This window comes from Bacillus nitroreducens, from assembly GCF_964021195.1.
Genome location: NZ_CAXHYI020000003.1, coordinates 3,698,351 through 3,711,720, shown reverse-complemented (window position 1 = coordinate 3,711,720; position 13,370 = coordinate 3,698,351). Strand labels below are relative to the sequence as shown.

Below are 13,370 nucleotides of genomic sequence, written 5' to 3'. Positions count from 1 at the left end.
ATTGGGAGCGGCTTTTGACGTTTTAGTTATAGAAATAATTGCTGTTCTTCATTGTATCTAATTGGAGGCGTTGCGTATTCCTGACGTAGAAGTTTGGTACGAAGTGGTTCAGGAAAAATCGCTAAATACGTTTGCGCCGCCTTCCAATCTAATGAAAAGAGCTCATCAGAAAATGAGGACCCTTTTGAAATAATCGGAAGTTCAACTTGTTTTTTTATGTGGTTTAAGTAGGTTTGTCCTTTTAGGGACATGCCCAGTAACCGAATATAGGTTGCGACTGGTTTCTCATTGATTGGTTTTAACTGTTCTTTTGTTGTATTGGTTAAGATGTGTACGCAAAGTCTTTGTAATCTTGTCCATGTGTAACGCTTTGTTTTAATTTTTTCCATAAAGTCTTGAAAGGAGACCGATTCAGTAATATAAGTTAACAACCTATTTTCGATCCCTTCTTCGGCCTCATATATTGTTGCTAATTCGGAGGAAGTAGACGTCAGCAGCCTATACTTTAATAAAGAGAAATACTCCTCCCATCTGTGGAATAAATGATTTTCTTGATAGTAGGTAGTTAGCCATTTGGCGGTAGAAGATGGTACGTAATTTTTCACTTCATCTATGTTTTTCTCAGTAGAAAACAAGGTTTTGCGTATACTAGTTGCACTTGCAATGGATTTATGTGAAAAAGTCTCATCATGATATCCAGCAGATGTTCGCATAATCGTTTTTGCTTTTAGCGAGCTATTTTGATCATGTATTGCTTTCACGTAATGATAGCCTAAAATATTATTGGGTTTTGATAAATCAACATATGTGTGCTGACTCTCAAGTGAAGAAAAAGCAAGTGAAGCTGCTTTTGGGTAGCTGTACCCTTGTTTCATGAATTGACGCGTGGTGTAATCATAGGATTGCTGATTTTTTTTCATGAATATGACAGTTCTTTCAAAATCTTCGATTGTACCGTTTTCACTTCCAAAACAAACTTCTTCACATCGTAGTGCACTTAACAGTGAAATGGCTCCATTTGCAAAGTTTTGAGCTTTTTGGGTCGCAAATGCATAAGGCAACTCAATAACGATATCAACGCCTGCTTCTAATGCCATTTTCGTTCTTACCCATTTTGACACAAGGGCAGGTTCGCCACGTTGCAGAAAGTTACCACTCATAACGGCTATGGTACAATCGGCATCTGTCTTTTTTTTGGTCTCATCAAGATGGTATTTGTGTCCATTATGAAATGGGTTATATTCAACAATTACACCTACAGCTTTCATTATTTCACCCTTTTTCTATGTATTACTTCAAGTTCCATCAGTCTTTGGTTTAAGTTAATTGGCTTGTAGAAATGATCTTTTGTTCGAAATTGTCATAATAGTTCCAGACAAGAACCAGAGACACTTACTGGAGCATTTTTTTCTTTGAAAAAGTTTATTTTTTAAATATCATTTTTTTGGAAAAGCTGATATAGTAGAACAGTATCTACAAGTTAGTATAGTGTAAAGAAAAAATATTGACAAATGTAATCTGCAAAGCTATAATTACCTTTGTTGCGCTTCGAGGTGATTTCACTTGAAATGGACAATTAATCAATTAAATCAGTTAGCAGCACGGAAAGACTTAATGATTGATGAAGTTGTTGATGTAACAGACTTAATGGAACTTGAAAAATCAATACGTGATATTTCTCCAGTAAAAGTTACTGGTCGTGCTGATTTAAGTTCTACAAAAGCGAGTTTTCATTTAACGATTTCAGGATCAATGATTCTACCATGTTCTCGAACGTTGGTTGACGTAAAGTTTCCATTCGAGATTAAAACAACTGAAACCTTTTTACTTAGACAAACTTCTGAGTTTGACCTTGATTCGAATGATGATGTTCATCAAGTCGAAGGTGAAGTAATTGATTTACTTCCGCTAATCAAGGAAAATATTTTAATCGAAATACCAATGCAGATTTTTTGTGATGATTCGAACTCTAAAGATGCTGCACCACAATCAGGACAAGGTTGGGAAGTTATCACGGAAGATGATAAAAAGAACAAGATTGATCCTCGATTGGCTGGACTTGCAAAATTCTTTGAAGACGAATAAAATCCATCTAACTTTGAGAGTGGTTTAAAAAGGAGGATGAAAAGGACTAAGAATTTTAAGTTGGCAGCTTTGAGTACCAAAGCGTAAGTTCTACGTAAGGTATGGAGAAGTAAGCCAATCTAGAAATTCGATAAGTCATTTTCGGCCGAATTTTTTGACGTCCTCTTTTAATTTTTTTAAGGAGGTGGGAATAATGGCTGTACCTTTTAGAAGAACTTCTAAGACAAGAAAAAGACTACGTCGTACACATTTCAAGTTACAAGTGCCAGGTATGGTGGCTTGCCCAAACTGTGGTGAAATGAAATTAGCACACCGCGTATGTAAAGAATGTGGAACATACAAAGGAAAAGAAGTTGTTAACAAATAATCTTATTGTTAACAGTTAAAGCGTATCATTAACATATCTATGTTAATGATACGCTTTTTAATTTGTCTAAAAAATGGTGTGATACTTACCTTTTGCTATTAAACTGACAACCTTGTCTTGCCAGTCTGGAATTATAACCATTACAATTAAATTAATAAATGATTTGTACAGTGTGAGAGGGGCCAGTCATGAGCAAATATGTAGTTATTCGTGATGAAAAAGGAATTGTGTGGTTTACAATTAATCGTCCTGAAAAATGGAATGCAATTGATTATGATGTCATGGACGGACTAGCAAAAACAATCCATGAAGTAGAAAGAAATGATAGTGATAAAGTCCTGGTGATTACAGGAGCGGGACAGAAAGCATTTTGCTCAGGAGGTGATCTATCTGTTTTTCAACACCTCAATACAGAGGAAGAAGCATTTCAAATGTTAAGTAAAATGGGTCTGATTTTATATTCACTTGCTACATTATCGAAACCAACGATTGCTCTAGTGAACGGACTAGCAATTGGTGGTGGCTGTGAATTGGCAACTGCCTGTGACTATAGACTAGCATCTCGTGAAAGTAGATTCGGGTTTGTTCATGGTAATCAAGGAATTACCACCGGATGGGGTGGTGCGACTCTCTTACTAGAAAGAATATCGATTGATAAGGCGTATCACCTCCTTTGGACAGGGAACATTCATACGGCTGAGGAAGGAAAAGAACTTGGTTTTATTCAACATGTCCTATCAGAGGGCAATTTCATAAAGGCCTGCGAAGAATTTATTTCTAAAGAAATCTTACATACTTCTAAAGTTATAAAATCTTACAAAAAAGTAGTAAATAGGAAATGGATACAAACGGACTTGAAGGAGAGAATCATGGAGGAAATTAAGGAATGCTCAGCATTGTGGGTGTCTGATGAGCATTTTGATGCTGTTCGAAAAATCATGCAAAAAGAATAATTCTTCTCTTACTAGAGTGTGAATAGTCTATCTTTTCTACTACATGCATATGTATAAGTAAAAAAGAAGTTTAGGAGGGAAAGATATGACTTCAACACGTCAAGATGCATGGACTCAGGATGAGGATTTATTGCTTGCTGAGGTAGTATTGCGCCACATCCGTGAGGGAGGTACACAACTCGGTGCTTTTGAAGAAGTTGGTCGTACATTATCACGAACTGCGGCAGCATGCGGTTTTAGATGGAATTCATATGTACGCAAGCAATATAAATCAGGAATTGAACTTGCTAAAAAACAACGAAAACAATTAAAACAACATAATAATGGAGAACAGATCAAGCAAACATCTGCAGAACAGCAGCCAGCAGAACACACCACGACTAGTAGCCAACCTCCAGAATTACGTCTAAGGGATGTTATTCACTTTCTTGAAAAATATGAGAAAACAGAACATGAGCTCCAGAATGTTTTAAATGAAAATAAGAATTTGACTAACCAAATTACCAAACTTCAAGACCAAGTGAACACCTTAAAAGCACAAAATAATACATTAGAAAATAATATTCAATTAATTGAGGAAGATTATAAGGCATTAATTGAAATTATGGAGCGTGCTCGAAAAATGGTGGTTCTTCAAGAAGATGAAAGAAGTAAAAAGGTGAAATTTCAAATGGACCGAAACGGCAATTTAGAAAGAGTTGAAAAATAAACATAAAAAACAGCTGACAATACGTTCAGCTGTTTTCTCATGTTTGTCTAGATATTTTAATTTACTCTATTTCATGTACACCTTCTGGAAACCAAAGGAGAGGGTTTTCTCCAAGGTCACGCTCCATATGGTATGTGGCAGGTTTGAAGCCCATCTTTTCCCAAAAAGCAGAAGATTTAACGCGTGGATTCGTTTTTATCGGAAGGTTGTATGATTTTGCATAATCCACTAATGCTTTTCCGTATCCCTTGTTTTGATAGTCTGGAAGGACCTCTAACTTCCATAGCTCTAAATAATCCTGTGCAGGCTCAAAATATTTGTTAAATTTTTTATCAACACGGTATAGGCTCATTCTTGCTACTAATTTGTTACCAAAATAAATTCCGTAAAATGGTGAAACGCTATCATTTTCAATAATATTCGATTCAAGATCCTCAAGCATGGAGAGTTCTTGAAGACCGTATTCTTTAAAGGCTTTAAATTCTTCAAGTGTTTTATAGTTTACTAATAATTTTTCAACTTTTGCCGTATACATTGGATATCCCCCTTGTGATTCTAGTAAGAGAAACTCAAAAATTCTGATATTACAATCATTATACAATAAATTTACATAGTATTCTGTAGAAAAATATAGAAAGCGTTTTCAACATTATGCAGGAAAATGTAGATAGGTGTAGAAATTATAGAATGTATCCTTTGAAGAAAGGGGAAAAGGCCTTGAAAAAAGTGTTAATTGCTAATCGAGGAGAAATCGCATCAAGGATCATAAAAACCTGCCATGAGTTGGGGATTGAAACAGTCGCTATCTATTCTGATGCAGATCAAGAATTACCTTTTGTCAAAAATGCAACCGTTGCGCACCGAATAGGTGAGCCGCAAGTTTCTAAATCTTATCTTCAAATGGAAAAAGTGATTGAAATTGCGGAGCAGGAAGAGGTGGATGCAATCCATCCAGGCTATGGATTTTTATCAGAAAATCCTCAATTTGCACAAGCAGTTACAGACAAGGGGATTGTTTTTATAGGTCCTCCTCCTTCGATCATTTCACTTATGGGAGACAAAGTGAAGGCAAGACAAACGATGATTAAAGCGGGTGTGCCTGTTGTTCCAGGAAGTGAAGAAGGAATCCATACGATAGAGGAAGCTTGCACACTGGCTACAAGTTACGGCTATCCTGTCATGTTAAAGGCAAGTGGGGGCGGGGGCGGAATTGGAATGGTTTGCTGCCATTCGGAAGATGAATTGCAAAAAGCGTTCCAAACAACCAAATTGAGAGCAAAATCGTATTTTGGAAATGATAAAGTATTTATTGAAAAATTTATTCCAAATGCAAGACATATTGAAGTTCAAGTTTTTGGTGATCACCACGGAAACATTGTTCATTTATTTGAAAGAGATTGTTCGATTCAACGACGTAATCAAAAAGTGGTTGAGGAAACTCCGTCACCTTTTTTGTCTAGTGTAACGCGAGAAAAGATCTGTCAGACAGCAAAAAAAGCTGCTGAATATGTGGGGTATACAAATGCAGGAACCATTGAATTTATTGTAGATGAAGAAGAAAATTTTTATTTTTTAGAAATGAATACAAGGCTACAGGTCGAGCATGGGATTACAGAAATGATAACGGACGTTGATCTTGTCGAATGGCAGTTGTTAGTTGCAAGGGGGGAAAAACTGCCAATGACACAAAGTGAAATCAACTCATTCGGCCATTCCATTGAGTTTCGGCTTTACGCTGAAGACCCAATTAGGTTTTTTCCTTCACCAGGGAAAATCGAGGAGTTCAGATTACCAAGCAATATTCAAAACGTTCGAATTGACAATGGGTATGAGGTAGGTTCGATCGTTACTCCTTTTTATGACCCAATGCTTGCCAAAATTATTGTGAAAGGAAATACCCGTCAAGATGCCATTCAAACAGCAAAAAACTATTTAAATGAAATTGTCATTAAAGGAATAAAGACGAATATTCCTTTATTTATCCAAATTATAAATGAAGAGTCATTTCTTCATGGAGAGTATACAACAAACTACTTATCATTGATAAATAAACGGTAGGAGGAATGATGATGAAGGAAATTACAGCAAGTATGGCGGGAACGGTATTACAAGTATTAGTTTCAGAAGGTGATGAGATTAACGAGGGTCAAGTAGTGGTCATGCTTGAATCCATGAAAATGGAAATTCCAATCGAAAGTACAGAAACAGGAACAGTTACAAGTATTAAAGTGAATATCGGTGATTTTGTAAATGAGGAAGATGTATTACTTGAACTAGAATAGGAGGGGAATAAATGCTTCGTACGAAGGACTTAGATCAAAGACTAATCGAAAAAGGAAAAGAAATTGAAGCGGGTGGACATGAAAAATATCATCAAAAACTTAAAGAACAAAACAAACTCTTTGTTCGTGATCGCCTTGCTCTTTTATTCGATCAAGGGATCTATCAGGAGGATGGCAAATTCGCCAATAATACCGCAGAAAATCTTCCAGCAGATGGTGTTGTAACTGCGATTGGTAAAGTAAATGGCCAACAAGTATGTGTAATGGCCAACGATTCGACAGTAAAAGCAGGTTCGTGGGGAGCACGTACTGTTGAAAAAATTATCCGAATCCAAGAGACTGCAGAGAAGCTTCGTGTCCCACTTTTATATTTAGTAGATTCAGCAGGTGCACGAATTACCGACCAACTGGAGATGTTTCCAAATCGACGCGGGGCAGGACGGATATTTCACAATCAAGTAAAACTTTCAGGGATGATTCCTCAGGTTTGTATATTATTTGGTCCATCTGCAGCAGGTGGAGCCTACATACCTGCTTTTTGCGACATCGTTATTATGGTTGATAAGAATGCCTCTATGTATCTAGGTTCGCCTCGTATGGCGGAAAAGGTAATAGGTGAAAAAGTCACATTAGAAGAGATGGGCGGTGCAAGAATGCATTGTACCGTAAGTGGTTGTGGTGATGTACTTGCAGCAAATGAAGAGGAAGCCATTCAAAGTGCGCGAAATTATTTGCGATTTTTCCCTTCAAATTATTTAAATAAACCTGCTATAACAAAAGGATGTTTACCAAAAGAAGGAAAAAGTCTTCAAGAGATTATTCCAATAAACCAGAATGCACCGTTTAATATGTATGAGGGCATTGATGCCATAATTGATGAAGGAAGTTTCTATGAAATTAAGAAGCTATTTGCACCTGAAATCATTACTGGGCTTGCCCGAATAGATGGCAGGCCAGTCGGAATTATCGCGAACCAGCCAAAGGTTAAGGGTGGCGTTTTGTTTGTGGACTCTGCTGATAAAGCAGCTAAATTTATCACATTATGTGATGCGTTCCACATCCCATTAGTATTTTTAGCGGATGTACCTGGATTTATGATTGGAACGAAAGTCGAAAGAGCAGGGATTATAAGACATGGTGCAAAACTTATTGCAGCAATGAGTTCTGCAACGGTTCCAAAGATTTCAGTTATCGTTCGTAAGGCATATGGTGCTGGACTATATGCAATGGCAGGTCCTGCATTTGAACCTGATTATTGTGTTGCGCTTCCAACTGCTCAAATTGCGGTCATGGGACCAGAAGCAGCAGTAAATGCGGTTTACTCGAATAAAATTAATGAAATCGAAGATCCAAAGGAACGAATGGCCTTTGTTCAACAGAAACAACAGGAGTATAAAGAATCTATTGATATTTATAAGCTTGCGTCTGAACTCATTATTGATGATATCGTTCCAGCCTCTGATCTGCGCACTGTCCTCATTAATCGTTTGGAAGCGTATGAGACAAAAGAACTTGAATTTGGAAAAAAGAAACATCCTGTTTATCCAGTATAAGCATTATTTCAGTTGTAATGGGAAGTAAGACCCTCAGTGTTCAAAAAGGTAGTGTAGTGACATCACTTTTCCAAATCCGATTGGTCTGACAGACTATCTGTTGGGAATGAGACTCCTAAACTAAATGAAAATCCACATAATTAACCCCAAGGGAATGACCTTTGGGGTTTCTTTTCTAATGAAATCAGCTTTCTGCAATTTTTCCTAGACTGTACTAGTCATTTTGTCGGATTATTTGGTAATATGAAGGTAGAATGAATGATGGAGTTGGAACGATGAAGATTGGAATAATCGGTGGAGGTTCAATTGGGTTACTTTTTGCAGGGTATCTTGCCGAAAGTCACGACGTAACGATATTTACACGAACTGAACATCAGGCTAATGAAATAAATAAAAAGGGTATAACAATAGAGAAAAAGAACAACGTCAAAACCTTTAATGTACAAGCTAAAATAAGCTCATCAAGCGTAAAAGAGATGGACTTACTCTTTATTGCGGTGAAACAATACATACTAACGGACCTTCTAACACAATTAAAAGATATTGAAAAAGTTGGTATGATCTGTTTTCTACAAAATGGTATGGGCCATATTGAACATATAAAACAACTTCAAAATGCAACTATATTAGTGGGTATTGTTGAACATGGCGCATTAAAAGTGGATAATACCACGGTTATACATACTGGCATTGGACAAACAAAGATAGGTACATACAAAGGGAATGTACCCGTGTTAGAGAATATCCATACTGATTTTCCAATTGAATTTCATGATGATTGGTTTGATATCTTATCAAATAAATTGGTTGTGAATGCCGTCATAAATCCTTTAACTGCTCTTTACCGTGTCAAAAATGGGGAACTGCTAGAGAATAGCTATTTCCATAAACAAATGAAAAACGTCTTTCGCGATATTGTATCTATTATACCTACAAATGAAGAAAAAATGTGGGAACTCGTGACTACTATTTGTAAAAATACAGCAAGCAATAAATCATCTATGCTGCGTGATATTGAAGAAGGAAGAAAAACGGAGATTGATGCGATTTTAGGTTACATATTAATAGAAGCAAAAAAACGGAAACGTGAATTAACCATCACTCAATTTCTTTATGATTCTTTAAAAGGAATTGAATATAAAGGGGGATAGGGTATGATCGACTTTTTTGCAGGGCTTGCGGCAACATTTGTTACAATACCCTTGCTTGGATTCATACTAGTTTACTTGATATGTAGATTAATGATAAAAAACACAAGAAAATCTCTATTTCTTACGATAGACATTACGACCATATTTTTTCTTTTGGCGGTTCATTATCTATTACTTGTAATAGTTGGGAAAAGCTTGCTTGGGTTAATCATCCTTATTTTAATCTTAGCAGCCTTGGTAATTGGATTTATCACTTGGAAAAACAAACATGAAATTGAAATTATGAGGATCATTAGGAAATCTTGGCGTTTTGCTTTCCTTGCTTCAACTACAGCCTATTTTCTATTACTATTTATCGGGATCATTCAAAGTATTGTTCGTACAACGTTAAATTAATCAGCAGCTGAGCGAATATTTTTGGTTTATAGAAAAAGCGTGCTATACTCTTCTAAGATATAAACTGGAATAAGAAAGGAAGTTCAAGAACATATGGAGGTTTTGGATCTCTCTCTGCCATCTTCAAATCGCTTGGTAAGCGACTATCTTTTAAATAAAATGGATATAGAGAAATTTTTTGATTACGATATACACTCTCCTCTTGTATATGAGGTGAGAAAAAAAGATTTAGAAAAAAGGCATTTTGACCGAAAAAAACTAGTGGAACACTTACTCTTTTATAATAAAAGACTAAACTACCATCCGAACACGATTGAGAACATTAACAAACTGATGGATCCAAGTAGTCTGGTGGTAATTGGTGGACAGCAAGCGGGTGTATTGACAGGACCGTTATACACAATACATAAAATAATTTCCATTATCAAACTTGCCAAAGAACAAGAAGAAAGGCTAAATGTACCTGTTATTCCAGTGTTTTGGATTGCTGGAGAAGATCATGACTTTGCAGAAATTAATCACCTTTATGTAAGTTTGAAAAATGGTATTCGGAAAAAGGCAGTGCCGCAATATCATAACCGCAAGACAATGGTTTCTTCAATAGAAATTGAACAGGACGGCCTTAAAGAGTGGATAGAAGAAATTTTTGAGACGTATGGTGAAACCAATTATACAAATGGTCTCATTGACCGTTTAAATGGGTATGTGGAAAACTCAACTACATATGTAGATTTTTTTGTGCAAATGATTAATGACTTTTTTGGAGAGTCAGGATTAGTTCTTGTGGATTCAGGTTCAAAAGAGTTTCGATCCATTCAATCGGACTATTTAAGAAAAATGGTTGAAAAGAATAAAGAGATCCATGATTCATTATTGCTCCAGCAGGAAGTATTGTCTTCACACCACTATCCAAGAACAATTGAAATGAATGAGTCGAGTGCGAACCTATTCTATACGCAAAATGACGAACGCATATTGCTCGAATATAATGTGGAACATGATGTCTTCAGTGGAAAAAATAATGAATGTATTCTATGTGGTGATGAATTATTAGAAATTGCAGAGAAACAACCAGAACGATTAAGTAATAATGTAGTAACTCGACCTGTTATGCAAGAGTTTGTTTTTCCAACACTCGCATTTATTTCTGGACCTGGTGAGGTTTCGTATTGGGCAGAGCTGAAAAAAGTATTTTCCGAGATGGGAATGAAAATGCCTCCTGTCGTACCTCGACTAATGATGACGTTTGTGGAAAGGGCCATTGAGTCCAATATTAAGGAAGTGGGACTAACAATTCCAGCCGCCTTATCTGGTGAAGTAGCAAAAGCGAAAGAGGCATGGTTGGCACAGCAAACAGCAGATGTGGACGATATTATTTCGGAAGCAAAGAAAGAAGTAGAATTAATACATAAAAAAGTACGAAAAGTGGGGCTTGAGGTTGATTCTGGTCTAGCGGATCTCCTCCTAAAAAATGCTCAAAATGTTCAAGCGCAATTTGATTTTCTAAAGAACACATTAAATCGTAGCATATTGGAACGAAATGAAATTGAGCTAAATCGTTTTAATCGAATTGAAACATCGCTTCTCCCACTTGGCTCCCCACAAGAGAGAGTGTGGAATGTTTTTTACTACTTAAATAAGTATGGAGACGATTTTATCTACGATTTATTACAACTTTCGTTTGAATTTAATGGAAAACATAAAGTTATTAAGCTTTAATATAGATATTTTGTTGAAAATCCTCGGAATTCCGGGGATTTTTTTATTGGAATAATTTATTAAATTAGGTGGTGGAAAGTGGGGGATTGTGGTAAGATAAAATCAGAAAGTGGGGACAATGGATATGTTCATGGGAGAATACCATCATACTGTTGATACGAAAGGCCGAATGATTATACCTGCTAAGTTTAGGGAAAACCTTGGTGAAACGTTCGTTTTAACTAGAGGTTTAGATAAATGTTTGTTCGGTTACCCACAATCGGAATGGAAAATACTTGAAGAAAAATTAAAAACACTCCCACTTACTAAAAAAGATGCCCGCGCTTTCACACGCTTTTTCTTCTCAGGAGCCATTGAATGTGAACTAGATAAACAAGGTAGAGTAAATATTACAACGCCATTACTTTCATACGCTGGCCTTGAAAAGGAATGTGTGGTTCTTGGTGTATCTAACCGTATAGAAATTTGGAGTAAGGAGAGCTGGGAAGAATATTTCGCGGCATCCGAAGAATCTTTTTCTGATATAGCTGAAAATATGATCGGTTTTGATATTTAACCTAAATTCAGTGGGAAACCACAATTATTGTGGAATGTTGAATGCTTTAGGAGTATACTAATTTTCTAAGGTGCAAATCCTGACTGAAAGCATGGAACTAAAGACTAAGAACACTACTTCAGGTGGCAAAGTCTACGTGACCACATCCTGTTGGTCATGCAAAATCGGGCAGGTAAATACGCCAAGGCGCATTTGATTTATCTTTTCTGTTAAAGATAAGGATAAGACAGAGTTAATATAAGAGGTGTAATTATGTTCGAACACAAAACCGTTCTATTAGAAGAGGCTGCTGAAGGATTAAAGATTCATCCAGATGGAATATACGTTGACTGTACACTTGGTGGTGCAGGACACAGTTCATACATAGCTTCAAAACTTTCAAACAAAGGCAAGCTCTATGCGTTTGATCAAGACGATATTGCGATCGAAAATGCAAAGGACAAGCTTGCGCAATATGGTGACATCGTGACCATTATTAAAAGTAATTTTGCAAACTTAACTGAAAAATTGCATGAACAGGGTGTAACTACTGTTGATGGCATCCTATTTGATTTAGGTGTTTCATCCCCACAACTTGACACTCCCGAACGTGGATTTAGTTACCACCACGATGCACCACTCGATATGAGGATGGACCAAGATGCAGCATTATCCGCTTATGAAATTGTTAATAATTGGTCTTATGAACAAATGGTGCGTATCTTTTTCCAATATGGAGAAGAAAAGTTTTCAAAGCAAATCGCTAGAAAAATAGAAGCTGCAAGAGAAAAGAAGCCAATTGAAACAACTGGTGAATTGGTTGAATTGATTAAAGAAGGAATTCCAGCTGCAGCCAGAAGAACTGGAGGACATCCAGCGAAAAGGATATTCCAAGCGATTCGAATTGCTGTAAATGATGAATTAAAAGTATTTGAAGATGCCATTCAACAGTCGATTGAACTTCTTTCGCGAGGTGGGCGTGTGAGTGTAATAACCTTCCACTCACTTGAGGATAGGATCTGTAAGGTAGCCTTTAAAAAAGCAAGTGAAGGTCCACCGTTACCACCAGGACTTCCTGTGATTCCTGATGAATACAAACCGACTTTAAAATTAATTACAAGAAAACCGATACTACCATCGGACGAGGAATTAAAGGTAAACAACAGAGCACGGTCAGCTAAACTAAGAATCGCCGAGAAACTTTAATCGAACCGAGTTTGCTTAATAATAAAGGAAAGATACTCAAGGAGGGATATGATGGGTAATTTAGCATACAAAGTTAGACAAACGCAAGAACAACAACCAAATCAGACACCAAAGATTCGTCCAGCAAGAAGACAGAAATTCCGATTTACGTTAGGAGAAAAGCTATTAGGGATTCTATTCTCAGTAGCAGTGATATTCTGCGCAATTCATATCATATCTACCCAGGTATCGATCTACAAAACGAATATCGAAATCCAACAAATCGAGTCGTCAATTAGTCAACAAACGAAAACGAATAATGACCTTTATGTACACGTCCAAGAATTAAGCGAATATGAGCGCTTATGGGAAAAAGCTAGAGAACTTGGTCTTGTCTTAAATGAAAATAATGTAAAAGTTGTTCAAGGGAACTAA

Annotated in this window: 15 protein-coding genes; 13 read left to right on the top strand and 2 right to left on the bottom strand. The window is 36.6% G+C overall.

Going from position 1 to position 13,370, the window contains the following annotated elements:
* Nucleotides 1-26: 26 nt before the first annotated feature.
* Nucleotides 27-1,268 carry a nucleotidyltransferase gene (locus ACWPVE_RS21985; protein ID WP_453997148.1) on the bottom strand — a complete coding sequence of 414 codons (1,242 nt, stop codon included), beginning with the start codon at nt 1,266-1,268 and terminating at the stop codon, nt 27-29.
* A 295-nt stretch (nt 1,269-1,563) separates the two neighbouring features.
* Here ACWPVE_RS21985 and ACWPVE_RS21980 point away from each other — a divergent pair, with 295 nt between their 5' ends.
* The 4 genes from ACWPVE_RS21980 (at nt 1,564) to gerR (ending at nt 4,114) form a co-directional block, all read left to right on the top strand.
* A complete protein-coding gene (locus tag ACWPVE_RS21980; protein ID WP_453997146.1) occupies nt 1,564-2,085 on the top strand; it encodes a YceD family protein in 522 nt (173 codons plus the stop codon).
* Between the two features lie 193 nt (nt 2,086-2,278).
* Entirely contained in the window at nt 2,279-2,452 is a 174-nt protein-coding gene (rpmF, locus tag ACWPVE_RS21975; protein WP_077617716.1) for a 50S ribosomal protein L32, read from the top strand.
* A 188-nt stretch (nt 2,453-2,640) separates the two neighbouring features.
* Nucleotides 2,641-3,405, top strand: coding sequence for an enoyl-CoA hydratase/isomerase family protein (locus ACWPVE_RS21970; RefSeq protein WP_453997143.1), 765 nt, complete (start codon nt 2,641-2,643; stop codon nt 3,403-3,405).
* An 85-nt stretch (nt 3,406-3,490) separates the two neighbouring features.
* A complete protein-coding gene (gene gerR, locus ACWPVE_RS21965) occupies nt 3,491-4,114 on the top strand; it encodes a sporulation-specific transcriptional regulator GerR (protein WP_453997141.1) in 624 nt (207 codons plus the stop codon).
* A gap of 61 nt (nt 4,115-4,175) precedes the next feature.
* On the opposite strand, the gene ACWPVE_RS21960 is transcribed toward gerR, so the two are convergent.
* Nucleotides 4,176-4,649, bottom strand: a complete 474-nt coding sequence (locus ACWPVE_RS21960) for an N-acetyltransferase (protein ID WP_453997139.1) — start codon at nt 4,647-4,649, stop codon at nt 4,176-4,178.
* Between the two features lie 182 nt (nt 4,650-4,831).
* On the opposite strand from ACWPVE_RS21960, the gene ACWPVE_RS21955 reads away from it, so the two are divergent.
* The 9 genes from ACWPVE_RS21955 (at nt 4,832) to ftsL (ending at nt 13,370) form a co-directional block, all read left to right on the top strand.
* Nucleotides 4,832-6,172: an acetyl-CoA carboxylase biotin carboxylase subunit gene (locus ACWPVE_RS21955; protein ID WP_453997137.1), complete on the top strand. Its 1,341-nt coding sequence runs from the start codon at nt 4,832-4,834 to the stop codon at nt 6,170-6,172.
* Nucleotides 6,173-6,183: 11 nt separating this feature from the next.
* Nucleotides 6,184-6,396, top strand: coding sequence for an acetyl-CoA carboxylase biotin carboxyl carrier protein subunit (locus ACWPVE_RS21950; RefSeq protein ID WP_453997135.1), 213 nt, complete (start codon nt 6,184-6,186; stop codon nt 6,394-6,396).
* A gap of 11 nt (nt 6,397-6,407) precedes the next feature.
* A complete protein-coding gene (locus ACWPVE_RS21945) occupies nt 6,408-7,949 on the top strand; it encodes an acyl-CoA carboxylase subunit beta (RefSeq protein ID WP_453997133.1) in 1,542 nt (513 codons plus the stop codon).
* A gap of 275 nt (nt 7,950-8,224) precedes the next feature.
* Nucleotides 8,225-9,100: a 2-dehydropantoate 2-reductase gene (locus ACWPVE_RS21940; protein ID WP_453997131.1), complete on the top strand. Its 876-nt coding sequence runs from the start codon at nt 8,225-8,227 to the stop codon at nt 9,098-9,100.
* Between the two features lie 3 nt (nt 9,101-9,103).
* Complete coding sequence (locus ACWPVE_RS21935) at nt 9,104-9,496, top strand: DUF3397 domain-containing protein (protein WP_453997129.1); 393 nt, start codon at nt 9,104-9,106, stop codon at nt 9,494-9,496.
* Between the two features lie 93 nt (nt 9,497-9,589).
* On the top strand, nt 9,590-11,215 hold the full coding sequence (bshC, locus tag ACWPVE_RS21930) for a bacillithiol biosynthesis cysteine-adding enzyme BshC (RefSeq protein WP_453997127.1): 1,626 nt from the start codon (nt 9,590-9,592) through the stop codon (nt 11,213-11,215).
* A gap of 124 nt (nt 11,216-11,339) precedes the next feature.
* Nucleotides 11,340-11,771, top strand: coding sequence for a division/cell wall cluster transcriptional repressor MraZ (mraZ, locus tag ACWPVE_RS21925; RefSeq protein ID WP_453997691.1), 432 nt, complete (start codon nt 11,340-11,342; stop codon nt 11,769-11,771).
* 252 nt (nt 11,772-12,023) lie between these two features.
* The gene (gene rsmH, locus ACWPVE_RS21920) at nt 12,024-12,956 is read left to right on the top strand and encodes a 16S rRNA (cytosine(1402)-N(4))-methyltransferase RsmH (RefSeq protein WP_453997125.1); all 933 of its coding nucleotides are present in this window, start codon (nt 12,024-12,026) and stop codon (nt 12,954-12,956) included.
* 51 nt (nt 12,957-13,007) lie between these two features.
* Nucleotides 13,008-13,370 (top strand): cell division protein FtsL, encoded by a 363-nt coding sequence (gene ftsL / locus ACWPVE_RS21915; RefSeq protein ID WP_453997123.1) that lies wholly within the window; start codon nt 13,008-13,010, stop codon nt 13,368-13,370.